Raw genomic sequence first — 20,835 nt, forward strand, 5'->3', positions numbered from 1 at the left:
CTGAGGTGGCGTATAATACCGACCTTACTTCGAAAGTCAAGCGCTTGTTTTCGCTTTTCTTTCGGCGCTGGCTTCACAAGGAAGCTGGCTCATCAGTTCGGCGTGGACCGCCGTGCTGGTAGGGGCGCATTATAGGGAGCGGCGCCGCGATGACAAGGGCTTTTTCACATTGGCGACGCGTTCGCTCAAACATGCAGCAAAGCGTATCTTTTTCATCCATAACACCGTCTTTAGGCAACCATTGACCCGTTTTGAATTGAGTATTTGAAAAGCCACTTTATAATAAGCTTTTAAAATGCTCAATTAAGGTCGTCGCCATGCACCAGATCCTGGATAGCCAAAAGGAAGAACGGATAGTTCCGCTGTTTCGTTTGGGATTTCGCCCTTTCTTCCTGCTGGGCGCCCTGTTTTCCTGCCTAGCCATGCTGGGTTGGCTGGGACAGCTCAACGGCTGGCTTGCCCTGCCCGGCATTGGCAATCCCGTCTGGTGGCATGCTCACGAGATGCTGTTCGGCTTTGGCGCAGCCATAGTGGCAGGCTTCCTGCTCACCGCCGTGCAGAACTGGACCGCTCACCCCGGCGTGCGCAGCTGGCCACTGGCTCTGGTCGTGGGATTGTGGGCGGCACCGAGGTGCCTGCTTCCCTGGCTGGGGGAAAACCATGTCATCCTGATGGTGATGGACCTGGCCTGGCTGCCCCTCTGCGCCTGGTTCCTCGCCAGACCCATCATAGTGACACGCCAGTGGCGCAACCTCTTCTTCGTTCCCCTGCTCCTCGTCTTGACCCTGCTCAACGGAGCAAGCTGGTTATGGCGTGCTGACTGGAGCCTGATGGAACATCTGCTGATCACGGCGGTGTTGCTGTTCACCACTCTGATCGCAGTGATGGGGGGGAGGGTCATCCCCTTCTTCACGGCCAGAGCCACCGGCATGGAGAAAGCCACTCCCCTGCCGTGGCTGGAACGCACCGCGCTCGCGCTCCTGTGGCTCATCCTGCTGCTCTGGTTGCTGCTTCCCACTCCATGGGTCACCAGCATCCAGATGTTCCCTCTATATATAGTGGCGGCAGGCGCCCACCTCTACAGGCAACTGCGCTGGCGACCCGCCACCACTGTGGCACAGCCCCTGCTTTGGTCGCTGCATCTAGCCTATCTCTTCATCCCCCTGGGGTTGGCCGCGCTGGCCGCCCATACAGCAGGCTTGCCCATCACCCTGTCCCTGGCCAGCCACCTGCTCAGCGCAGGCTGCATGGGCACCATGATCCTCGGGATGATCGCCAGAGTCTCCCTCGGCCACAGCGGCAGAGCCCTACAGGTCGGGCGCAGGATCACGGCGGCATTTGCGCTCATCGTCCTGTCAGCGATCGTTCGGGTCTTTCTTCCGCTCTTCTGGCCTGGTCTGTCGCTGGCGGGATGGAACCTGAGCGGCTGGAGCTGGATTGCCGCCTACGGTCTCTTTGTCTGGGTCTATACCCCCATACTAGCAAGTCCCAGGGCGGATGGCCGCCCCGGCTAGTCATAGCATCGGCATGGCAGGATAGTGGATCAGGTTATGGAAGATGGCAGGAGCGATTCCCAGATTGCGGTAGCCATGGGGACGATCGGCGGCAAAGCGGACCGCCTCCCCCTGCTCTAGGGAACGCCACTCCCCGTCCACCAGCACCTCCATCACGCCGCTGATGACGATGACATGCTCTGTCACCCCGGGCTCATGGGGTTCTGACTCCCTCTGGTAACCGGGCAGCAGGGTCAGTTCGAACAGCTCGAAGCCAAAACGCCCCTCATAGGGAAACAACGGGGCGACCTGCATCCCCTCTCCCGCAGGCTGCTGGCGGATATCATCGGCGATACGATAGAGCGTTTCCCCCTGCACCTCCGGGGGCGGCTCGATGAAGCTGGAGAAGGATACCCGAAAACCGGTGGCAATCTTCCACAGGGTCGCCACCGTCGGGCTGGACTCCCCCCGCTCGATCTGCCCCAGCATGGCCTTGCTCACCCCGGTCTCCCGGGCAGCCGCATCCAAACTCCATCCCCTCTCGGCACGCAGCCCTTTCAATCGCTGGGCCAGATAGCGACTCATCTCCTGCATCTGCTCTCCGGTTTTTGCATATGCCATATTGTGCGCTATAGCGCACATCGCTATAGTCGAGACGACATTGTACGCAATAACGCACAGACTATCAGTATTCACAAGGACGTCATCATGCCCTTTGCCCTCCCCCACCTGGTCGCAGGCCTCATCGCCGTTCTGGTGGGTTATACCAGCTCGGTCGTCTTGATCATCCAGGCCGCTGCTGCCGCCAGCGCCGATGCCGCCCAGGTCTCCTCCTGGTTATGGACACTCGGGATCGGCATGGGCGTAAGCTGCATCGGCCTCTCCCTCTACTACCGCATCCCGGTGCTGACGGCCTGGTCCACCCCGGGCGCCGCGCTACTCATCACCAGCCTGGGCAACTTCAGTCTGGCGGAGGCCATCGGCGCCTTTATCGTCTCTTCGCTGCTGATCACCCTCTGCGGCATCAGCGGCTGGTTCGACAAGTTGATGCGTCACATTCCCGCCCCCCTTGCTGCCGCCATGCTGGCCGGTGTCTTGCTCCGGTTCGGGCTGGATCTCTTCAAGGTGGCCCCCCAGGATCCTCTGCTGCTTGGTGCCCTGCTGCTGGCCTTTCTGCTCGGCCGCCATCTCTGGCCCCGCTACACCATGGTGCTGGTGCTGGCCACCGGCATGCTGCTATGCACCCTGAGGGGTGAGTTGCAGCTGAGTGAGGTGCATTGGCAGCTCTCCAGTCCGGTGTGGATCTCGCCGGCCTTTTCCATCGACGCCCTGCTGGGCATCGCCCTGCCGCTGTTCCTCGTCACCATGACGTCCCAAAACATGCCCGGCATCGCCATCCTGCGTGCTCACGGCTATCAACCGTCCACCTCCGCCCTGATCACCTGGACCGGACTGACCGGCCTGTTGCTGGCACCGTTCGGCGGTTATGCCTTCAACCTGGCGGCCATCACGGCGGCGATCTGCATGGGCAAGGAGGTGGATCCCGATGCCACTCGCCGCTGGCCGGCCGCAGTCTGGGCCGGGGGCTTCTATCTGATCACCGGCTGTTTCGGGGCAACCGTGGTCGCCTTGTTCAGCGCATTTCCCACCGCTCTGGTGACCTGCGTGGCCGGACTGGCGCTGCTCGGTACCATAGGCAGCAGCCTGCACAGCGCCTTGCAACAGGATGGGGAGCGGGAGGCCGCCTTGCTGACCTTCATAATCACCGCCTCCGGGATCAGCCTGCTCGGGGTCGGCTCCGCCTGCTGGGGTTTGCTGGTCGGCGTGGCGCTGCACCAAGTCAACCGACTCCGCGTCTGACCTGCCCATATGGTGAAACCCCAGTGAGACTCAGCACATAATTCTGCCAAGGGTGTTCACATATGAACCTTGTTCCCCTCTAGTGAGAAAGAGGCGCAGATTCTTCCCAATCGGCGCCTCTGTCAGACTCAATATCGGAGAACGAGAATAATGAGGAATCAGGCTGTCATCCTGTTAATGGCCTTGCTGGGCACCACAGCCCACGCGGCCGATGCGGACCGCGATCTGGCCCGCCAGATCGCATTGCAACAGAAGAACCTGTTGCCCCTGCTCTCCAACCAGGGCTACCAGAGCCCGCTGCCCGACTTGCTGCAAAAGGCGAGTCCGCGCCTCAAGCGGCAGGCCACGGATGCCAACCAGGCCGCCATCAGCCGGCAGGGGCTGGAGGGAGAGGTCAAGCAGCTGATGCAGCTGCGGCTGGCCAACCCGGACCAGGCGCGTGCGCTCCAGCAGGGGGTCGAGCCGCTGGTTGCCTATGTACCGAGCGGAGACGAGAAGAGCTGGAGCGCCATCGAAGCCTTCGACGTGGCTGGCAACCCGGTGTATCTCGACGTGAACCAGGCGCCGGCACGACCCGTGCTGGTCGTCGAAGCCGACCCGATCAAGGCCAAGAACGCCGGCCTCAAGGTGATGCGAAAGGCACTGGCCGAGGCCGACATGCAGGTAGCCCCCCGCGCTGCCAGCGTCACCGCGCCCCTCAAGACCAGCGTGTTGAAGAAGATAAGGCTAAGGGATGATCAGGAGCCCTGGCTGCTCGGTGCGGCCGAGGTCTATGCGGTAGTCGCCGGGGTCAATCCAGGCAGGGACGAGCCCGTGGTGGACATCGTCGACATGCCCTACCTCGATGATGACAACACCGACTACTCCCCCAACCAGATCCTGGTGTACTGGGACCGCTATCGCTGGGGCGCCGTCGACGTGGTGATGATGGAGCAGGACGACAACGTCAACTACAAGGAGCTGAGTGCCCTGCTGATCGACGCGCTCAAGCTCGGCTTCACTGCGGGAGGGGTGCCCGAGGCCCTGCCCTTCCTCGATCTCGGGGGGCGCATCGTCAAGGCGCTGCCCGACTCCTGGATGACCAACAACGACGACTACCTCGACACCTTCTACACCCTGGAGCAGGATCAGAGCTATCACCAGTACCCGGGTGCCGCCGGCAATGCCGTCATCGATCTCGAACCCAGGGAGATCCAGCCAACCCGGCCCTGACTCCCAGCCAAAACAAAAAGCCAATGAGGAGACTCATTGGCTTTCCTGTATCCGGGCTCGCGGGATCAGGCCTGGCCTTTCGGCCTCACCCCCAGGGTATGGCAGATGGCGTAGGTCAGCTCGGAGCGGTTCAGGGTATAGAAGTGGAAATCCTTCACCCCTTCCTGGCTCAACACCCGCACCTGATCGATGGCGATGCTCGCCCCCACCATGTTGCGCGTCATCTGATCGTGCTCCAGCCCCTCGAAACGCTGGTGCATCCAGCGCGGGATCTTCACGTTGGTGAAGCCGGCAAACTTGGCCAGGGTCTGGTAGTTGGAGACCGGCAGGATCCCCGGCACGATCTCCGCATCGATGCCGATGGCCGCACAGCGATCACGAAATCGCAGGTAGGTCTCCACGTCAAAGAAGAACTGGGTGATGGCACGGTTGGCGCCCGCGTCTATCTTGCGCTTGAGGTTGAGCAAATCGGACTGCGCACTCCGGGCCTCGGGGTGCCCTTCCGGATAGGCGGCCACAGATATATCGAAATCGGCCTCGGACTTGAGCAGGGCGACCAGGTCGGTGGCGTACATGTCCGGTTTGTCGAGTCCGGGAGGCAGATCCCCGCGCAGTGCGACGATATGGCGAATGCCGCTGTTCCAGTAGTCACGGGCAATGGTACGCAGCTCGTCGCGGCTGGCATCGATACAGGTCAGGTGCGGGGCGGCGATGAGGCCGGTGCGCTCCTTGATGTCCTTGATCACCTTGTGAGTGCGATCCCGGGTGCCCGAGTTGGCGCCATAGGTCACGGAGACAAACTTGGGTTCCAGCACCTGCAGGCGCTCGATGGATTGCCAGAGGGTGTTCTCCATCCCTTCGCTGTTGGGCGGAAAAAACTCGAAACTGACCGATATGTCGCCACCCAGATCCGCCAGACTCTGGTTGAGTGCCTCAACCTGACGCGCGCTGTGAAATCCCATCTGCTCTCTCCCTGTCCTGCAATCCATTCTTCTACGTCGAAACGGATGTTTGGACGTCTAAACGTCTTTCTATCTTTATGAGAAAATGACGCAAAGTCAACACCGATTTCTCGTGGACAAGGGGGATATACGATTTTTTTATTTTGCAATTCAACCTAAGTCATGACCGAGCCCATCCCAAATTGCCCTCAGGCACGCTATGATGCGGGCGGATCGTCCTGGACGTTCTGAATCTGCGTGTGATTGTTTGGCCGGGTCTCCCGGCCTTTTTTAACTTCTCTCCCGACCTGCCGATAAGCCATTCAAGTATGTGCAGGAGCCTCATCATGGAAGATCACCCCGGTTTTGCCACCGATCTGCTGTTCGACCGCTACCAGGGCGAGGTGACGCACCATGGCACCTTCTGGGCCGTGCGCACTCCGAACGCTCCCGACTATTACTTTGGCAACTACCTGCTGCTCCCCACGCCCCCCAGCGATCATGACAAGGGCTGGCTGGAGTCCAGTTTCGACAGCCTGATCGGCCAGGATCCCCGGATCCGCCACCGTACCTTCCAGTGGCCCCTGGGCGAGGGGCAGAACAGCCGGGTAGCCGGGTTCGTGGCGGCGGGATACCAGTACATGGAGTGCGTGGTGCTGGCCCTGGAGGCTGGCGGCGAACAAGCTCCGAGCCGGAATGCGTTGCCACAGGCCCGTCCCTTCACCGCCGACGACTGGGATGAGTGGCTCGCCTTCGAGCTGGCAGAGCGGGATCCCGCCCACTCGGAGGAGAGCTACCTGCCCTATCTGCAGTCACGCCGCCATCTCTATGAGGCGATGATCGCCGACGGACTGGGGCAGTGGTGGGGACTCTGGCATCAGGGAAACCTGGTCGCCAGCTGCGGCCTCTTCTTCACCGGCAGCATGGGACGCTTCCAGCTGGTGCGTACCCACAGGGAGTGGCGCAACCTGGGATTCTGTCGCCAACTGCTGAGCCAGGTGGCTCGCCAGGGCTTCGAGCGAGCCAAGCGGCTCATCATAGTGGCCGACGAGCACTACCACGCCCAGCGGGTCTATCGCGCCCTCGGCTTCACCCCGGTGGCACGCATCGGCAGTCTGTGCCGCTGGCCCCACTCACCCGGACAAACCGGCGACGGACAGCAATAAAAACGGGAGGCCGCAGCCTCCCGTTTTTTTCATGGCACTCAAGATCACGGCTGCGCGCCATCCAGCTCGCTCGCGAGGGCCTGCTCCACCTCCGCGGCGGGCAGGGGGGCAGCAGAGGAGGAACCAACCGTTGCCGATGCCGACGAAGCCGCTGACCCGGCCACGGCAGGCAGGGTCGCCAAGGCCGCAGAGGCAGGCGCGGTCACGGGCGCCGCTGCATTGCACTGACACTCGCCCCCCTTCTCCTGATTACCCTGATGGGGGGCATACCAGCCCTTCAACCCCTGCTCCAGACGATCCGCAGCGGCCTGGGGCATCGTCTTGCCAAGCAGCACTTGCTGGCTCACCTCGGCCAGCTCGTCCCCGAGCTTGGGGGTCCCGCGGGAGAGGATCTGGGTGGCGACCCGGATGGTGGAGTCGCACTGATCCCGCCACTCCATCATCTCCTTTGCCGCCGGATTGGTGGCCTCGAAGAAGTGGTTGGAGAGGGAGAAGAAGCCCGGCAGCGAGTTGGTATAGAGCTCGGCAAACTGGGCCGTGGTCAGCCACTGCAGGAAGGCCATGGCCGCCTCCTTGTTCTTGCTGGCCGGGTTCATCCCCATGCCGATGTCCGTGTGATCGGCGAAGAAACAGCCATCCCCCTGCTTTGCCACGGGCGGGCGCATCACACCAAAGTCGACCTTGCCGGTGAAGGGGGCTATCTCCCAGGAGCCGGCGGCATAGAAGGCGGCCTTGCCCGAGGTAAACAACGCGTTGGTCGTGGCATAGTCCCGGCTCTCGCCCCCTTCACCCAGGTAGTCGCGCCAGCGGGCCAGCTCCTCGAACACCTTGACGTACTGCGGGTTATTGAGCCTCTCCTGCCCTCCAATCAGCGCCAGGCGGCCATCCTCCCCCTTCCAGTAGTTGGGGCCGATATTCTGGAAGCCAAGCTCGGAGGCGACCCAGCTCTCGGAGCCGCTCATGGCGAGCGGCACATAACGGCCGTCCGCCTTCACCTTGTCGAGGGTCGCGAAGAATTCATCGCGGGTCTGCGGCACCGTCAGCCCCAGCTCGTTGAAAATCTTCTTGTTGTAGAAGAAGCCGTGAATGACCGAGGCCATGGGCACACAGAAGGTCTGGGCCCCGCTGTCGGTCTGCCAGGGCGACTGGGCGAAGCTCGGGAAGTTCTCCATGCCCGCCATCTCGCTCAGCTCCACCAGGTGGCCTGCCTTGAACAGGGCCAGGGAGTCGTCGAACGGACGGCAGGTGATGAGATCCCCCGCCTTGCCCTCCTTCAGGCTGGCCCAGAGGGTCGGCATGTACTCGACGTTCTGCACCCCGTTGAACTTCACCTGTATGCCCGGGTGGGCCGCCTCGAAGGCGGGAATGATCTTCTGCTCCCACAGGGCCTTGTCATCGATTCGCCAGCTCTCGATCACCAGCTCGCTGGCCACCAGCTGGCCGCACAACAGGAGACTCAGGGCCCCGATCCACTTGTTAGCCATAAGTCCTCCTACACCTTGAAATGAGCGATCAATTGCTGCTGCTTGGCGACCAGATCCGCCAGCACCTCACTGCTGCTGGCCGATTCCCGCGCCTCGCGCTCGGTCTCGTAGGCCACGTCCGCGATGCCGGCCACATGGCGGGCCACCCCCTGGCTGACGGAGATCTGCTCCTGGGCCGCGTGGGCCACCTGATCCGCCATCGCCTTGATGGCGCTCATCCGCTCGGCGATGGACTGCAGCGCCTCGTCCATGACCCGGGTCTGCTCGACGCATCCCTGGGTCTGCTCCTGGCTGCGCGCCATCACTTCCACCACGTGCCTGCTGGAATTCTGCAGGTTCTCGATCATGGCCTGGATCTCTTCGGTCGAGGTCTGGGTCCGGTTGGCCAGCGCCCGCACCTCGTCCGCCACCACGGCAAAACCACGACCCGCGTCACCGGCCCGGGCTGCCTCGATGGCCGCATTCAGTGCCAGCAGGTTGGTCTGCTCGGCGATGCTGCGGATCACGTCCAGGATGCTGCCGATGTTGTCGCTGAATTCCCCCAGCTTGTGGGTGATGCCGACCGCCTCTTCCATGGCGCCCGCCAGCTGCTCGGTGATCCGGCGCGTGCTGGCCACCTGTTTGCGTCCGGCACGGGCCTCTTCGTCCGCCAGATCCACCTCGCGCTTGGTGCCATCGGTGGAGCGCGCCACCTCGGTGGCACTGACTTCCAGCTCGGTGATGGCAGCCGCGACCTGATCAGTCTGACTCTTCTGATCCTGCACCCGGGACATGGCCCGCTCGCTTATCTCGGCGGCGCGGCTCGCCTCGTCCACCAGATGGCGGGAGCCGGCATTGATCTGGGCAAGCAGCTCCCCCGTCTTGTCCGCCAGGGTATTGATGGAGCGAGCCAGGCTTCCGAACTCGCAGCGGCTCTGGTAGTCGATGCGCCGCGTCATGTCACCCGTGGCCATGCGTTCCAGCTCCCGGTCGATGAGCTGCAACGGACGCTGGATGCTGCGGGCCGTGGTGTAGCCGATGATGAGCGCTGCGGCGGCCGAGATGACGGAGACCACCAGGATCCAGACGCTGGCACTGCTGACGGCACCATCGGCACCGATCCGGCTCTGGCTGGCGATGCTGCCCGCCGACTTGCCCATCTCGTCCAGCAACGCCAGGCTGTTGACCAGGCTGGTATCGAGCTGCTGGTTCAGGGCCTGCAGCGAGGCGGCGAGTTGCTGGCCGTGGCGCATGGTGGCGAGCAGCCCCTGCGGGCCGAGCGCCAGCTCCTGCATCCGGTCCAGATTGACGATGAAGCGCTGCCTCACATCATCGGGTACCTGCACCCGCTCCAGCCGCTTGCGAGCCATCTCGATATCCTTGCCGAGCACCTTCTCCAGCTCGTTGAGATCGGTCTTGGCGTCGGCCCGACGAATGTTCTTCAGATCCCGGGCAATGCCCGAGGTGATGAGTTCGGCCTTGTTGCGCATGGATCGCTTGCTGGCGGTCTGCTGCAACAGCAGTTCGGCGGCCCATTGATAGGTGTCCTCCAGCCGGATGAACGCCAGCTCCAGTTCATGACGCCGATCGAGGGCGGCCACCCACTGGCCATGCTGGGTCAGCACCTGATCCGCCAGACCGTAGAATTCCCGGGTCGCCCCGTCGACCTGACGGAACCGCTCGCCCGCCTCGGCCACGCCGTCGAAGCGGGCCATCTCCTTGCTCTGGGCCAGGAAGCGTTCCTGCTGCGCCTTGAACTGACTGGCCAGCTGCGGCAGCTGGGTCGCATCCTCGCTGGTTCTGTAGGTCAGCACCCAGCGGTTGCTGTCCTGCAATGCGCCCTTGAGACCGGCGACCGCGATCACCAGCGGGGTGGCGCGATCCGAGACCTGGGACAACCCCTCGTTGATCCCCCGGATCTTCAGGATGCTGATGAAGCCGAGCAGAACCAGCAACAGCAGCATCAGGACAAATCCGGCGATGATCCGCTGCACGATAGATAAACCCATGGAGACATCCTCACTCGTTGGGAAAGATATGAACCTGGAGGTTATCGGCAGCCTGAGGCAATGGAAGAGCAGTTCATGGCGCGATGGCGCACCGGATCACAGTTCTTGCGCGGAGCTGGACAGAAAAGGGCCCGAACAGAGCCGGGCCAAAGAGACATGCTTGGTTGTCATGGCCTTGTGGCGGCCAACCTTGTCATCAGAAGCGGTAGCCGACACCGAACATGAAGGCGACCGGATCGATGGAGGTGTCGATGGTGCCCACGGCGGTGTGCACATCGGTGTCGATGTCGATGATCCAGGCGGAGGCGTTGACGAACCAGCGATCGTTGATCGCCATGTCCAGGCCCACCTGACCCGCCATCCCCCAGGAAGAGTCGACGCTCACCTCGGTGCCGGCCAGGGCACCGCGCCCCTCCTCGTCGAAGAAGGTGGTGTAGTTGATACCGGCGCCGACATAGGGACGCACCTTGCTGTTGGCATCCCCGAAGTAGTACTGCGCCATCAGGGTCGGCGGCAGGTGTTTGACCTTGGCGACCTCACCCAGACCGGCCGTGGAGACCGAATGGGAGAAGGGGGTTGCAGCCAGCAGCTCGACACCCCAGTTGTCCGTCAGCATGTAGGAGAGGGTCAGGCCCAGCTGCATGTTGCTGTCGATCTCCAGCTCGCCCGTCCCCAGGACGTCGTCACTGCTGGTCTGGGGAGAAACGAAGGCCAGGCCCCCGCGGACCAGGATGTCACCGGCCTGGTGCGCCATGGCGACAGGGGAGGCAAAGGCGGCTGCGATTAACAGAGGAAGGATCTTTTTCATCACGTAATTCCTTTTTTGTTTTCTTTCTAAGTTGTAAGCCCGAAAACTATAAAAGGATGTGAATGATCGGTTATTGATTTAGCTCAATAGTTATCAAGAAATAGATGGATGTACACGGCAGCTTATGGGGTTTACAAATTCAGCGCCACGCAAAGAAAAATCATTTAAATACATGATGATGCGGTTAATTTTCACATCTAAAACCGATTTAAAATAGCAAATAAATACACCTTAACGACCTTCATATTTCCTTTTCATTGTTGTTTAATTATGGCCACAGGGGTATTTTATTAACGCAATGTAGCCACGCTGTAATTTTATTTTTATGAAACCACAGACCCGCAAAGACAAAATAATCGGCATCCTGGCCGCCATCTGGGGCATAGGCTCCTTCCTGTTCATTCTGCTGGGCTTCCTGTTTGCCCTCGCCTTCCTGATGCTGACCCACTGAGCCACCCCGGCCAGGGCGCAGGTTCGCCCACAGGCACCACATCGCCCCGCTTGTTTCCCCTCCCGCTACAGCCGCCCCCTTCGATGAGGCTCTGCCCATGAAAAAAGGGGCCTGAGCCCCTCGTTTGCATGACCTTCCCTTACTTGCCCAACAGCGGAGCCAGGAAACGGGCCGTATGGGATTCCTTGCAGCGGCTCATCTCCTCCGGCGTACCGGTCACCAGGATGCGGCCGCCACCGGCGCCCCCCTCCGGCCCCAGATCGACGATCCAGTCGGCGGTTTTGATGACGTCCAGATTGTGCTCGATGATGACGATGGTGTTGCCCCTGTCCCGCAACTGGTGCAGCACCTTGAGCAGCTGCTGGATGTCGTGGAAGTGCAGTCCTGTAGTCGGCTCGTCCAGGATGTAGAGGGTCTGGCCGGTATCCCGCTTGGAGAGCTCCCGCGCCAGCTTGACCCGCTGCGCCTCGCCCCCCGACAGGGTGGTGGCTGACTGACCGAGGCGGATATAGGAGAGGCCCACGTCCATCAGTGTCTGCAGCTTGCGCGCCACCGCCGGCACGGGATCGAAGAATTCGCGGGCATCTTCCACCGTCATCTCGAGGATCTCGTGGATGTTCTTGCCCTTGTACTTCACCTCCAGGGTCTCGCGGTTGTAGCGCTTGCCTTTGCAGACGTCGCACGGCACGTAGACGTCCGGCAGGAAGTGCATCTCCACCTTGATGACGCCGTCCCCCTGGCAGGCCTCGCAGCGGCCCCCCTTCACGTTGAAGGAGAAGCGGCCCGGCTGGTAGCCGCGGGAGCGCGCCTCCTGGGTGCCGGAGAGCAGCTCGCGGATCGGGGTGAACAGGCCGGTGTAGGTGGCCGGGTTGGAGCGCGGCGTGCGGCCGATGGGGCTCTGGTCGATGTCCACCACCTTGTCCAGGTGCTCCAGCCCCTCGACGCTGCGATAGGGCGCCGGGGTGGACTCGGTCGCCTTGTTCAGCTCCCGGTGGGCGATGCGGAACAGGGTGTCGTTGATGAGCGTCGACTTGCCGGAGCCGGAGACGCCGGTGACGCAGGTCATCACCCCGATGGGCAGGTCCAGGTTGACGTTGCGCAGGTTGTTGCCGCTCGCCCCTTTCAGTTTCAGCCACTTGCCGGTGAGCGGGGTGCGCTCGGCCGGGATGGCGATCTGCTTGCGGCCGGAGAGGTAGTCACCGGTCAGTGACTCGGGGTTCGCGATGATCTCCTCCGGCGTGCCCTGGGCGACGATGGCACCGCCATGCACCCCGGCCCCCGGGCCGATATCGAGCACATGGTCGGCGAGACGAATGGCGTCCTCGTCGTGCTCCACCACGATCACCGTGTTCCCGAGATCCCGCAGGTGAGTCAGGGTCTTGAGCAACCGCTCGTTGTCCCGCTGGTGCAAGCCGATGGAAGGCTCATCCAGCACATACATGACCCCCACCAGACCGGCACCGATCTGGCTGGCCAGCCGGATCCGCTGCGCCTCGCCGCCGGAGAGGGTCTCGGCGCTGCGGGACAGGCTCAGATAGTTGAGGCCGACGTTGACCAGGAAGCCGAGGCGCTCGACGATCTCTTTCAGGATCTTCTCGGCGATCTGGGCGCGCTGGCCGGTCAGGTTCATCCCTTCGAAGAAGGCCAGCGCATCGCCGATGGACTGCTCGGCGATGGCCGGCAGGTTGCGGTTGTCCACGAAGACGTGGCGCGCCTCTTCCCGCAGCCGGCTGCCGCCGCAGCTGGTACAGGACTTGTTGGCGATGTACTTGGCCAGCTCTTCGCGCACCGAGTTGGATTCTGTCTCCCGGTAGCGGCGCTCCATGTTGTGGAGGATCCCCTCGAACGGGTGCTTGCGCACCACCACGTCGCCGCGGTCGTTCATGTAGCGGAATTCGATCTCGGTGCGGCCGGAACCCCGCAGGATCACCTCCTGGATCTTGGCCGGCAGATCCTCCCAGGGCGCCTCCAGATCGAACTGGTAGTGTTCGGCCAGGGATTTGAGCATCTGGAAGTAATAGAAGCTGCGCTTGTCCCAGCCTCGGATGGCGCCGCCGGCCAGGCTCTGGCCCGGATCGTGGATCAGCTTGGCAGGGTCGAAGTACTGCTGCACCCCCAGGCCATCGCAGGTGGGGCAGGCGCCGGCCGGGTTGTTGAAGGAGAAGATGCGCGGCTCCAGCTCAGACATGGAGTAGCCGCACTCCGGGCAGGCGAAGTTCGCGGAGAAGGTCATGGGTTCCACACCTTCCTCCCCGTCCATGGGCACCACCAGCACGATGCCGCCGGAGAGGGTCAGGGCCGTCTCGAACGACTCGGCCAGACGCAGGGCCAGATCCTCGCGCACCTTGAAGCGATCCACCACCACTTCGATGGTGTGCTTCTTGTGCAGCTCCAGCGCGGGGGGATCCGAGAGATCGCACACCTCCCCGTCGATACGGGCACGGATGTAGCCCTGGGCGGCCAGGTTCTCCAGCAGCTTGGTGTGCTCCCCCTTGCGGTTGCGCACCACGGGGGCAAGCAACATCAGCTTGGCGCCTTCCGGCTGGGCCAGCACCTGGTCCACCATCTGGCTGATGGTCTGGGCGGCGAGCGGAATGGCGTGGGTCGGACAGCGCGGCTCGCCAACCCGGGCGAACAACAGACGCAGGTAGTCGTAAATTTCGGTGATGGTACCGACGGTCGAGCGCGGGTTGTGGGAGGTGGACTTCTGCTCGATGGAGATGGCCGGAGACAGCCCCTCGATGTGGTCCACGTCCGGCTTCTCCATCAGGGAGAGGAACTGGCGAGCGTAGGCAGAAAGCGACTCCACGTAGCGGCGCTGTCCCTCCGCATAGAGGGTATCGAACGCCAGGGAGGATTTGCCCGAACCGGAGAGGCCGGTGACCACGATCAGCTTGTCACGGGGCAGGATCAGGTTGATGTTCTTGAGGTTGTGGGTGCGGGCACCCCGGATCACGATTTTTTCCATCTTGTTGCGCGCTCGATACGGGAACCAGAGCGGGTCAGTATGGCATAGAGACTACTGGATGAATAGACAGTCTTTCTCGTCCCGCCCCGCCTCTCAGAGATACTCCTTGGCCCAGCTCACCGCCTGCAACCGGTTCTTGACGTTCAGCTTCTTGAACACGTTGTAGAGGTGGGATTTGACGGTGTGCTCGCTCACGAAGAGGTTATCCGCGATCTCGGTGTTGGAAGCGCCCGTCATCAGATGGCGGACGATCTCCTGCTCGCGGGCCGTCAACAGTGTCTGCTGGCGCAGGGGTTGCCCGTTGCCCTTGCGGTAGTAATCCACCAGGTCGCACAAGAGGTGGCGCGGGATCCAGTACTCCCCCTGCAACACCTTGCGAATGCCGAAGACCAGCCTGTCCAGGCTGTCCTGGCGGAAGAAGAGACCGCTGGTGTGGGGCCACATCAACAGCAGCTCCTTGTCCGTACTGGTCGGGGCATTGAGCAGCACGGCGCTGGCATCGCCAAAACGCTGGCAGATGGTCTTGCTCCACAGCTCCTGCTGCGCCGACTTGAGGTAGTCCAGATCGATCAACAGCAGCGGTTGGGTGCCAGTCACGGCGGGATCGGGCAGAGCATCCAGCGCACCCACCAACATGATGGGGAGGTCGAGCTGTTCGCTGAGGTGACGCTGGAAACTGGTGGCTTGTGCGTTATTTTCGGTGATCAGCACTAGGGGATATTCGGGCGTCATCAAGAGAACTTCCTTGCACATTCGGTCGGGGCTTTCGGCAAGAAGAGTACCAATCCCCCTTCTGACTGCAGCATTAAAAAAGTATTAGGCGTCGCGGTGGCCCTTTTGAAGCCCGACAATTTTCCAGCCAATACAAATGACTAGCACACCCCCCCCATTTGGGGGGTAGCTAGTGCCTGACGGCACCATAGCAAGCCTTCCCCCTCGATGCAGCATACTCCTGCGTCATCCCCTTGCTGGATTCCCCGGACCTCGGGTAAGTTACTCAGTCTGCGTTGGCGCCCGCAGAGGCAGGAAGGTGTGCGCTCATGCCCGCCAACTGGTACTATGACGGGCAAACGCTGTAGCCGGTTGAATGCCGCTCCTGTCGGCAACCCCGCACAGCCAGGACACTGAATGCAGATGACGCCCATTCGCGGCGCGCATCTCGTTGCAAACAAACGCATTATTGAATGGGCCCAGGCATCTGGCCTGGCCGGTATACATAAGGTGGAAGAGAGATTATGGCCAGTCGAGGCATCAACAAAGTCATTCTGATCGGTAACCTGGGCCAAGACCCGGAAGTGCGCTACATGCCGAGCGGCGGTGCCGTGACTAACATCACCCTGGCCACCTCCGACACCTGGCGCGACAAGCAGACCGGCGAGCAGAAAGAGCGGACCGAGTGGCACCGCGTCGTCTTCATGGGCAAGCTGGCCGAAGTCGCTGGCGAATACCTGAAGAAGGGTTCCCAGGTCTATGTGGAAGGCAAGCTGCAGACCCGCAAGTGGCAGGATCAGAGCGGCCAGGAGCGCTACACCACCGAGGTACTGGTAGACAGCTTCACCGGTGTGATGCAGATGCTGGGTGGCCGTCCGCAGGGCGCCGGTCAGGGCATGGGCGGCCAGTCCTCCCAGGGCAACTGGGGCCAGCCGCAACAGGCCGCACCGCAGCAGAACATGCAACGTCCTGCCGCTCCGCAGCAGAACATGCAGCCCCAGGGTGGCTACGGCCGTCCGGCCCAGCAGCCGCAATCCGCACCGCCGGTCTACAACGAACCGCCGATGGATTTCGACGACGATATTCCGTTCTGATGCATATCGGGCCCTGATCATTCAGGGCCTTTTTTTGCCTGTTTCTGACGCACTCATAGCCACGGTCATCATGGTGCTGCGACTATCCGGATCTTACCCTCACGTGTGCATGCGCTTGCGGCTATCATCGAGGCGAGCCGCACCTTCGAGAGCCAGAATGAGTCACCTTAGCCGCCTGTTGTACCTCACTCTGCTGATGTTCACCGTCCCCCTGATGGCACAGCCGCTGCGGGTGGGGGTGAGCTTCGCCATTCCACCCTATGTCATCAGCAAAGAGGACAGAGGCATCGAGCTGGATCTCGTGCGCGAGGCCTTCGCAGACAGCGGCCATGACCTGCAGGTCGTCTATCTCCCCCTGGAGCGAACTTTCCGGATGCTGGAGGAAGGCAAGCTGGACGCCATCATCAACGTCAAGCCCGGCATGCTGAACAACGCCCACCTCTCCCAGAGGGTGATCACCTTCCACAACCGGGTCTTTACCCTCGATCAGACGGCACTGCACAGCCTGCAGGATCTGCAGACCTTGCGGGTCAGCGCCTTCCAGCGGGCAAAACAGATCCTGGGGGAGGAGTTCGCCGGGATAGTCGGCAGCAATCCCCGTTATGAGGAGGTAGCGAGGCAGGAAGGCCAGGTGCAGAGGTTGCTGCTGGGCCGCGCCGATGCCGTGATCCTGGAGCAGCGGGTCTTCTACTACTACCTGGCCCGGTTGCTCGGGGAGACAGAGAGCGGCGAACGCTACCCCTCGGAGAGCGTCAGGCAACACGACCTCTTCCCTCCTACCCACTACCACTTCGCCTTCAGGGACGTCACACAGCAACAGTGGTTCGACAGGCAGCTCACCCGGATGAAGGCAGACGGACGCTATGAACGCATCTTTGCCCGCTATGGCGCGAGCTCATCGACAGGAAACATAAAAGCCAGCCCATGACGGACTGGCTTGATACTGGCTCCAAAGGAACAACAGTGAGGGGAGCGTTACTTCATCGCGCTGCCATTTTTCAGGTCGGCTTTCTGCCGTTTGGCCTCGCGCTTCTCTTTCAGTGACATCTGCGGTTTTTTCTTGGCATCTTTGCCGTGATGCTGTTCTTTGTTGCTCATCATCAGACTCCAAAAAGGTTACCAGGACAGTTGGAACGAAATTCCAGCATGTCAGCCGAATCGTAAAACCAGTACGCTAGCAGTGACGATCAGTGATCGCACTGACCTCAGCATACCCCCAACCTTCCGTCGGGATCCAGCCTCACAGCGGCAAGGCCAGGCAGGGCCTCCAATAGGCACACTTCAGGGATCAGCAGCCACACATGAGACAAGGAAGGCACTTTTCACATCGGGCTGACGATGAGACGAGTTCCCCTGATGGATGTGTGTTAGGGTGGCCATTCACCTGCCGCAGGATAGCGCCATGAAGAAGCTGGAAATGAAAGATCTGACCGAGACCGAGAAGGCCGAGATCGCCCTCCTGGTGCAAAAGGCTCAGGCCAATGCCGATCACACCCTGACCAACGGGGAGCGCAACAAGATCCGGGAGGCCGGGCGCCTGAAGATTGCCGCGGATCGCGCCAAGGCAGCAAAGGATGCCTCAGCACTGGCACGGGAAAAGGCCAAGGAGCGAGCCAGGGAGCAGGTGTTGCCAGACACCTTCAACTGGGCAGACTCAGTCAGCAACAAATTCCGTGGCAGACGATAATGTCAGCATGAAAGCGTGAGGATGAAAACACCATATAAAACATTCATTTCGGTGTTTACCTCCACCCAGACTAACAGGACAGACAAATCGTCCATTTACATTACAAAAGCAAGCATAACCAGCCGGAGTGGCCAGTACAGAAAAAACAGAATACCAAGATAAAGATTGCCATGACGGAGTGTGCGTGTTCTAATCGTTTTCGATGGTTCGGTAGTTCAGACCTGATTATGTTAGGCAGTCATCTTAAAGCAGTGATTTGTGCATAGAGTTGTCCCGGATAATTCTTGCCAGATAATTTCCCTCTTTAGTGCTCCCCATACGTATTGCTGACGAAAAATCATGGATTGCCACCCCGAGTGGCGTTTCAATATCACTATTGTAAGGAAATTATCATGTCCAAAATGACTGGTACCGTAAAATTCTTCAACGCCGAGAAAGGCTTCGGTTTCATCTCCCCGGCTGACGGCAGCAAAGACGTGTTCGTTCACTTCTCCGCCATCCAGTCCAACGGTTTCAAAACCCTGGAAGAAGGTCAGCGCGTTGAGTTCACCATCGAGCAAGGCCAGAAAGGCCCGGCTGCTGCGAACGTCGTTCCGCAGTAATTCAAGCCGGAGCACCTTCCCCTCTACGGGCAAGGGCCTCTGCAAGAATTGAAAAAACCCGCTTCGGCGGGTTTTTTGTTGGCTTTTTTCCGGCTGGCCGGCTGGTTGCCCTGCTGCCATCTCGCCACGGGCAACAAAAAGGGCACCATAATGGTGCCCTCTCTCGTGGCCATGGCCCTTACAACGGCAGGCTGATCCTCGCCTCCAGCCCCCCCTCCTGGCGATTGTGCAGGCTGAGCTCCCCGCCGTGCTGATGCACCAGGGTACGGGCGATGGCGAGCCCCAGCCCCACGCTGCCAGACTCGGTGTTGCGGGCCTCGTCGAGGCGCACGAAGGGCTTGAACACCTCCTCCAGCTGGTTCTCGGCGATCCCCGGCCCCTGATCACAGACCAGGATCAGCAATTCGGATTCGGTACGCAGCAGCGATACCTCGGCCCCCCCCGCGTACTTGATGGCGTTTCCGATGAGGTTTTGCAGCACCCGGCGCAGAGTATTGGCCCGACAGGCGTACACCTGCTTGCCCTCGGCCAGGCAGGTGACGGGCTGCCCCATGTCGGCGTAGTCGTCGCACAGGCTCTCCAGCAGGCTGACCAGATCCAGCTCCCGGGTCGCCTCCTGCTGCCCCTCCTCCCGCGCGAAGCTCAGGGTCGCCGCCAGCATCTGCTCCATCTGCTGCAGGGTCTGCTGGAATCGCTCCTTGTCCTCCCCGTCCGCCAGAAACTCGCTGCGCAGCCGCAGGCTGGTGATAGGGGTGCGCAGGTCATGGGAGATGGCGGCCAGCATCCGGGTTCTGTCCTGCACGAAGCGATCGAGCCGGGTATGCATGCGGTTGAAGGCCTGGATGGATTCGCGGATCTCGATGGGCCCCTCTTCCCGCAGGGGCTCGATGTCCTCACCACGCCCCAGCCTGTCCGCATTGGCGGCCAGCTGCTTGAGAGGCAGGGTCGCACGGCGGAACAGCCAGATCATCAGACCGATGACCAGACTCGCCACCAGCAACAGGTTGAGGGTGGTCTGCCAGGACCAGCTCGCCGTCTCCTTGTCCACCAGGGAGCTGAACTGCAGCCAGCCACCGTTGGGCAGCTCGATGGAGCCGTAGAGTCGCATGTCCTGGGGCGGCGGCATGCCGTTGCGCTCCTTCATCATGCGGTTGTGATGCTGCCAGGCCCGGCTGCGCTGGACGTCCTGCTTCAACTCGGCGCTGATCTCCACCGCCAGGGAGGAAGGGTAACCGAGCTTGGCCCGCACCAGCTTCTCGTAGCGGGGGCTGCGGTTGTCTGGCAGCAGCGGCTCGTCGGAGAGGCGCAGCAGCAGGGTCTCGCTGCGGCTCGCCTTGAGGATCTCGTGATAGAGGGAGGGGGGCGAGAGGGAGAGCAGGCGCACCACAGAGATGATGCGCTGCATGGCGTTGCGGCTGTTGACGTAGCCAAGCGCTTCCTCCCTGTCCGAGCGGTAGATCTGGATGCTGAGCAACTGGATCAGCACCAGCCCCGCCAGGGCCACCAGCACGATCTGGCCGGTCAGCCCCTTGGGCAGCAGCCTGGCGAAGACGCGCTTGATCATGGCGCGCTCACTCCTGGGTCACGTCGGCGGCAAACAGGTAACCGCCGCCCCAGATGGTCTTGATGAGCTCGGGATTCTTGGGATCCCGCTCCAGCTTGCGCCGCAGGCGGCTCACCAGGGTGTCGATGGCACGATCGAAGGCCACGGCCTCCCGGCCCCGGGCCAGATCCAGCAGCTGATCCCGGCTCAGCACCCGCTGCGGGCGCTCCAGAAAGACCTTGAGCAGATCGAACTCGGCGGTGGAGAGGCTCATCCCCACCCCTTCCTCGTCCACCAGCTCGCGGCGATTGATGTCAAGCAGCCAGCGGTCGAAGCGCAGATCCCGGGTCAGTGTCTCGGGGACGGGCAGGCTCTCCGCCTGGGTGCGACGCATTACCGCCTTGATGCGGGCCAGCAGCTCCCGGGGATTGAAGGGCTTGGAGAGGTAGTCGTCGGCCCCCATCTCCAGGCCGATAATGCGATCCGTCTCCTCACCCATGGCGGTGAGCATGATGATGGGCAGGCGAGACTTGACCCTGAGCTCACGACACAGGGTAAGACCATCCTCCCCCGGCATCATCAGATCCAGCACCAGCAGATCGAACTCCCGCTCGTCCAGCAGCCGCTTCATCTCCTTGCCATCACGGGCACAACTGACGCGCATGCCGTGCTGTTCCAGAAAGCGCTTGAGCAGATCGCGGATCTCGCTGTGGTCGTCGACCACCAGAATATGAGGGCTGCCTTGGTTCATCACTGTCTCTCCCGTTATCGAGCTGGGGCGATTATACGAAAATCAACCGGGCGGGTTGTGTCAAAGTGTGCCAGAG

General features: G+C 61.7%; 19 protein-coding genes. 9 read left to right on the forward strand and 10 right to left on the reverse strand.

Annotated elements, in window-relative coordinates; genetic code table 11:
• Positions 1 to 317 precede the first annotated feature (317 nt).
• Positions 318 to 1,514 carry an NnrS family protein gene (locus BN1136_RS15660; RefSeq protein WP_043808877.1) on the forward strand — a complete coding sequence of 399 codons (1,197 nt, stop codon included), beginning with the start codon at positions 318 to 320 and terminating at the stop codon, positions 1,512 to 1,514.
• Here BN1136_RS15660 and BN1136_RS15665 read toward each other — a convergent pair whose 3' ends face one another.
• Complete coding sequence (locus BN1136_RS15665; protein ID WP_043762620.1) at positions 1,515 to 2,087, reverse strand: helix-turn-helix domain-containing protein; 573 nt, start codon at positions 2,085 to 2,087, stop codon at positions 1,515 to 1,517.
• Between the two features lie 114 nt (positions 2,088 to 2,201).
• On the opposite strand from BN1136_RS15665, the gene BN1136_RS15670 reads away from it, so the two are divergent.
• Together BN1136_RS15670 and BN1136_RS15675 are read left to right on the forward strand one after the other, a co-directional pair.
• On the forward strand, positions 2,202 to 3,353 hold the full coding sequence (locus tag BN1136_RS15670) for a benzoate/H(+) symporter BenE family transporter (protein ID WP_043762617.1): 1,152 nt from the start codon (positions 2,202 to 2,204) through the stop codon (positions 3,351 to 3,353).
• Positions 3,354 to 3,503: 150 nt separating this feature from the next.
• Entirely contained in the window at positions 3,504 to 4,565 is a 1,062-nt protein-coding gene (locus tag BN1136_RS15675; protein ID WP_043762615.1) for a DUF3103 family protein, read from the forward strand.
• 65 nt (positions 4,566 to 4,630) lie between these two features.
• On the opposite strand, the gene metF is transcribed toward BN1136_RS15675, so the two are convergent.
• Positions 4,631 to 5,527 carry a methylenetetrahydrofolate reductase gene (metF, locus tag BN1136_RS15680; protein WP_043808879.1) on the reverse strand — a complete coding sequence of 299 codons (897 nt, stop codon included), beginning with the start codon at positions 5,525 to 5,527 and terminating at the stop codon, positions 4,631 to 4,633.
• 326 nt (positions 5,528 to 5,853) lie between these two features.
• On the opposite strand from metF, the gene BN1136_RS15685 reads away from it, so the two are divergent.
• Positions 5,854 to 6,672, forward strand: coding sequence for a GNAT family N-acetyltransferase (locus BN1136_RS15685; RefSeq protein WP_043762611.1), 819 nt, complete (start codon positions 5,854 to 5,856; stop codon positions 6,670 to 6,672).
• 44 nt (positions 6,673 to 6,716) lie between these two features.
• On the opposite strand, the gene BN1136_RS15690 is transcribed toward BN1136_RS15685, so the two are convergent.
• The 3 genes from BN1136_RS15690 to BN1136_RS15700 form a co-directional block, all read right to left on the reverse strand.
• Complete coding sequence (locus tag BN1136_RS15690) at positions 6,717 to 8,156, reverse strand: ABC transporter substrate-binding protein (protein ID WP_043762609.1); 1,440 nt, start codon at positions 8,154 to 8,156, stop codon at positions 6,717 to 6,719.
• Positions 8,157 to 8,164: 8 nt separating this feature from the next.
• Positions 8,165 to 10,144: a methyl-accepting chemotaxis protein gene (locus BN1136_RS15695; RefSeq protein WP_043762608.1), complete on the reverse strand. Its 1,980-nt coding sequence runs from the start codon at positions 10,142 to 10,144 to the stop codon at positions 8,165 to 8,167.
• Positions 10,145 to 10,340: 196 nt separating this feature from the next.
• Complete coding sequence (locus tag BN1136_RS15700) at positions 10,341 to 10,952, reverse strand: OmpW family outer membrane protein (protein ID WP_043762606.1); 612 nt, start codon at positions 10,950 to 10,952, stop codon at positions 10,341 to 10,343.
• A gap of 325 nt (positions 10,953 to 11,277) precedes the next feature.
• Between BN1136_RS15700 and BN1136_RS20615 the strand changes: the two genes are divergently transcribed.
• On the forward strand, positions 11,278 to 11,403 hold the full coding sequence (locus tag BN1136_RS20615) for a hypothetical protein (protein WP_268749070.1): 126 nt from the start codon (positions 11,278 to 11,280) through the stop codon (positions 11,401 to 11,403).
• 139 nt (positions 11,404 to 11,542) lie between these two features.
• Here BN1136_RS20615 and uvrA read toward each other — a convergent pair whose 3' ends face one another.
• Together uvrA and BN1136_RS15710 are read right to left on the reverse strand one after the other, a co-directional pair.
• A complete protein-coding gene (gene uvrA, locus BN1136_RS15705) occupies positions 11,543 to 14,371 on the reverse strand; it encodes an excinuclease ABC subunit UvrA (RefSeq protein WP_043762605.1) in 2,829 nt (942 codons plus the stop codon).
• 93 nt (positions 14,372 to 14,464) lie between these two features.
• A complete protein-coding gene (locus BN1136_RS15710; RefSeq protein ID WP_081843839.1) occupies positions 14,465 to 15,103 on the reverse strand; it encodes a LuxR C-terminal-related transcriptional regulator in 639 nt (212 codons plus the stop codon).
• A 503-nt stretch (positions 15,104 to 15,606) separates the two neighbouring features.
• Here BN1136_RS15710 and BN1136_RS15715 point away from each other — a divergent pair.
• Both BN1136_RS15715 and BN1136_RS15720 read left to right on the forward strand, forming a co-directional pair.
• A complete protein-coding gene (locus tag BN1136_RS15715; protein ID WP_043808882.1) occupies positions 15,607 to 16,176 on the forward strand; it encodes a single-stranded DNA-binding protein in 570 nt (189 codons plus the stop codon).
• Positions 16,177 to 16,333: 157 nt separating this feature from the next.
• Positions 16,334 to 17,104, forward strand: a complete 771-nt coding sequence (locus tag BN1136_RS15720) for a substrate-binding periplasmic protein (protein ID WP_043762595.1) — start codon at positions 16,334 to 16,336, stop codon at positions 17,102 to 17,104.
• A gap of 47 nt (positions 17,105 to 17,151) precedes the next feature.
• Here BN1136_RS15720 and BN1136_RS20620 read toward each other — a convergent pair whose 3' ends face one another.
• Entirely contained in the window at positions 17,152 to 17,274 is a 123-nt protein-coding gene (locus BN1136_RS20620; protein ID WP_081843838.1) for a hypothetical protein, read from the reverse strand.
• A gap of 304 nt (positions 17,275 to 17,578) precedes the next feature.
• Here BN1136_RS20620 and yjbD point away from each other — a divergent pair, with 304 nt between their 5' ends.
• On the forward strand, positions 17,579 to 17,863 hold the full coding sequence (gene yjbD, locus BN1136_RS15725; protein ID WP_043762593.1) for a DUF3811 domain-containing protein: 285 nt from the start codon (positions 17,579 to 17,581) through the stop codon (positions 17,861 to 17,863).
• Between the two features lie 392 nt (positions 17,864 to 18,255).
• On the forward strand, positions 18,256 to 18,465 hold the full coding sequence (gene cspE / locus BN1136_RS15730) for a transcription antiterminator/RNA stability regulator CspE (protein ID WP_010675897.1): 210 nt from the start codon (positions 18,256 to 18,258) through the stop codon (positions 18,463 to 18,465).
• Between the two features lie 178 nt (positions 18,466 to 18,643).
• On the opposite strand, the gene BN1136_RS15735 is transcribed toward cspE, so the two are convergent.
• Complete coding sequence (locus tag BN1136_RS15735) at positions 18,644 to 20,029, reverse strand: ATP-binding protein (RefSeq protein ID WP_043762592.1); 1,386 nt, start codon at positions 20,027 to 20,029, stop codon at positions 18,644 to 18,646.
• Between the two features lie 7 nt (positions 20,030 to 20,036).
• Positions 20,037 to 20,759 (reverse strand): response regulator, encoded by a 723-nt coding sequence (locus BN1136_RS15740; protein WP_043762590.1) that lies wholly within the window; start codon positions 20,757 to 20,759, stop codon positions 20,037 to 20,039.
• Positions 20,760 to 20,835 lie beyond the last annotated feature (76 nt).

Source organism: Aeromonas taiwanensis (genome assembly GCF_000820165.1).
GTDB classification, from domain to species: domain Bacteria; phylum Pseudomonadota; class Gammaproteobacteria; order Enterobacterales; family Aeromonadaceae; genus Aeromonas; species Aeromonas taiwanensis.

Coding starts and splice junctions, on each gene's coding strand:
- BN1136_RS15660 (WP_043808877.1), top strand. CDS start 318: ATGCACCAGATCCTGGATAGCCAAAAGGAAGAACGGATAGTTCCGCTG.
- BN1136_RS15665 (WP_043762620.1), bottom strand. CDS start 2,087: ATGCAGGAGATGAGTCGCTATCTGGCCCAGCGATTGAAAGGGCTGCGT.
- BN1136_RS15670 (WP_043762617.1), top strand. CDS start 2,202: ATGCCCTTTGCCCTCCCCCACCTGGTCGCAGGCCTCATCGCCGTTCTG.
- BN1136_RS15675 (WP_043762615.1), top strand. CDS start 3,504: ATGAGGAATCAGGCTGTCATCCTGTTAATGGCCTTGCTGGGCACCACA.
- metF (WP_043808879.1), bottom strand. CDS start 5,527: ATGGGATTTCACAGCGCGCGTCAGGTTGAGGCACTCAACCAGAGTCTG.
- BN1136_RS15685 (WP_043762611.1), top strand. CDS start 5,854: ATGGAAGATCACCCCGGTTTTGCCACCGATCTGCTGTTCGACCGCTAC.
- BN1136_RS15690 (WP_043762609.1), bottom strand. CDS start 8,156: ATGGCTAACAAGTGGATCGGGGCCCTGAGTCTCCTGTTGTGCGGCCAG.
- BN1136_RS15695 (WP_043762608.1), bottom strand. CDS start 10,144: ATGGGTTTATCTATCGTGCAGCGGATCATCGCCGGATTTGTCCTGATG.
- BN1136_RS15700 (WP_043762606.1), bottom strand. CDS start 10,952: ATGAAAAAGATCCTTCCTCTGTTAATCGCAGCCGCCTTTGCCTCCCCT.
- BN1136_RS20615 (WP_268749070.1), top strand. CDS start 11,278: ATGAAACCACAGACCCGCAAAGACAAAATAATCGGCATCCTGGCCGCC.
- uvrA (WP_043762605.1), bottom strand. CDS start 14,371: ATGGAAAAAATCGTGATCCGGGGTGCCCGCACCCACAACCTCAAGAAC.
- BN1136_RS15710 (WP_081843839.1), bottom strand. CDS start 15,103: ATGACGCCCGAATATCCCCTAGTGCTGATCACCGAAAATAACGCACAA.
- BN1136_RS15715 (WP_043808882.1), top strand. CDS start 15,607: ATGGCCAGTCGAGGCATCAACAAAGTCATTCTGATCGGTAACCTGGGC.
- BN1136_RS15720 (WP_043762595.1), top strand. CDS start 16,334: ATGAGTCACCTTAGCCGCCTGTTGTACCTCACTCTGCTGATGTTCACC.
- BN1136_RS20620 (WP_081843838.1), bottom strand. CDS start 17,274: ATGAGCAACAAAGAACAGCATCACGGCAAAGATGCCAAGAAAAAACCG.
- yjbD (WP_043762593.1), top strand. CDS start 17,579: ATGAAGAAGCTGGAAATGAAAGATCTGACCGAGACCGAGAAGGCCGAG.
- cspE (WP_010675897.1), top strand. CDS start 18,256: ATGTCCAAAATGACTGGTACCGTAAAATTCTTCAACGCCGAGAAAGGC.
- BN1136_RS15735 (WP_043762592.1), bottom strand. CDS start 20,029: ATGATCAAGCGCGTCTTCGCCAGGCTGCTGCCCAAGGGGCTGACCGGC.
- BN1136_RS15740 (WP_043762590.1), bottom strand. CDS start 20,759: ATGAACCAAGGCAGCCCTCATATTCTGGTGGTCGACGACCACAGCGAG.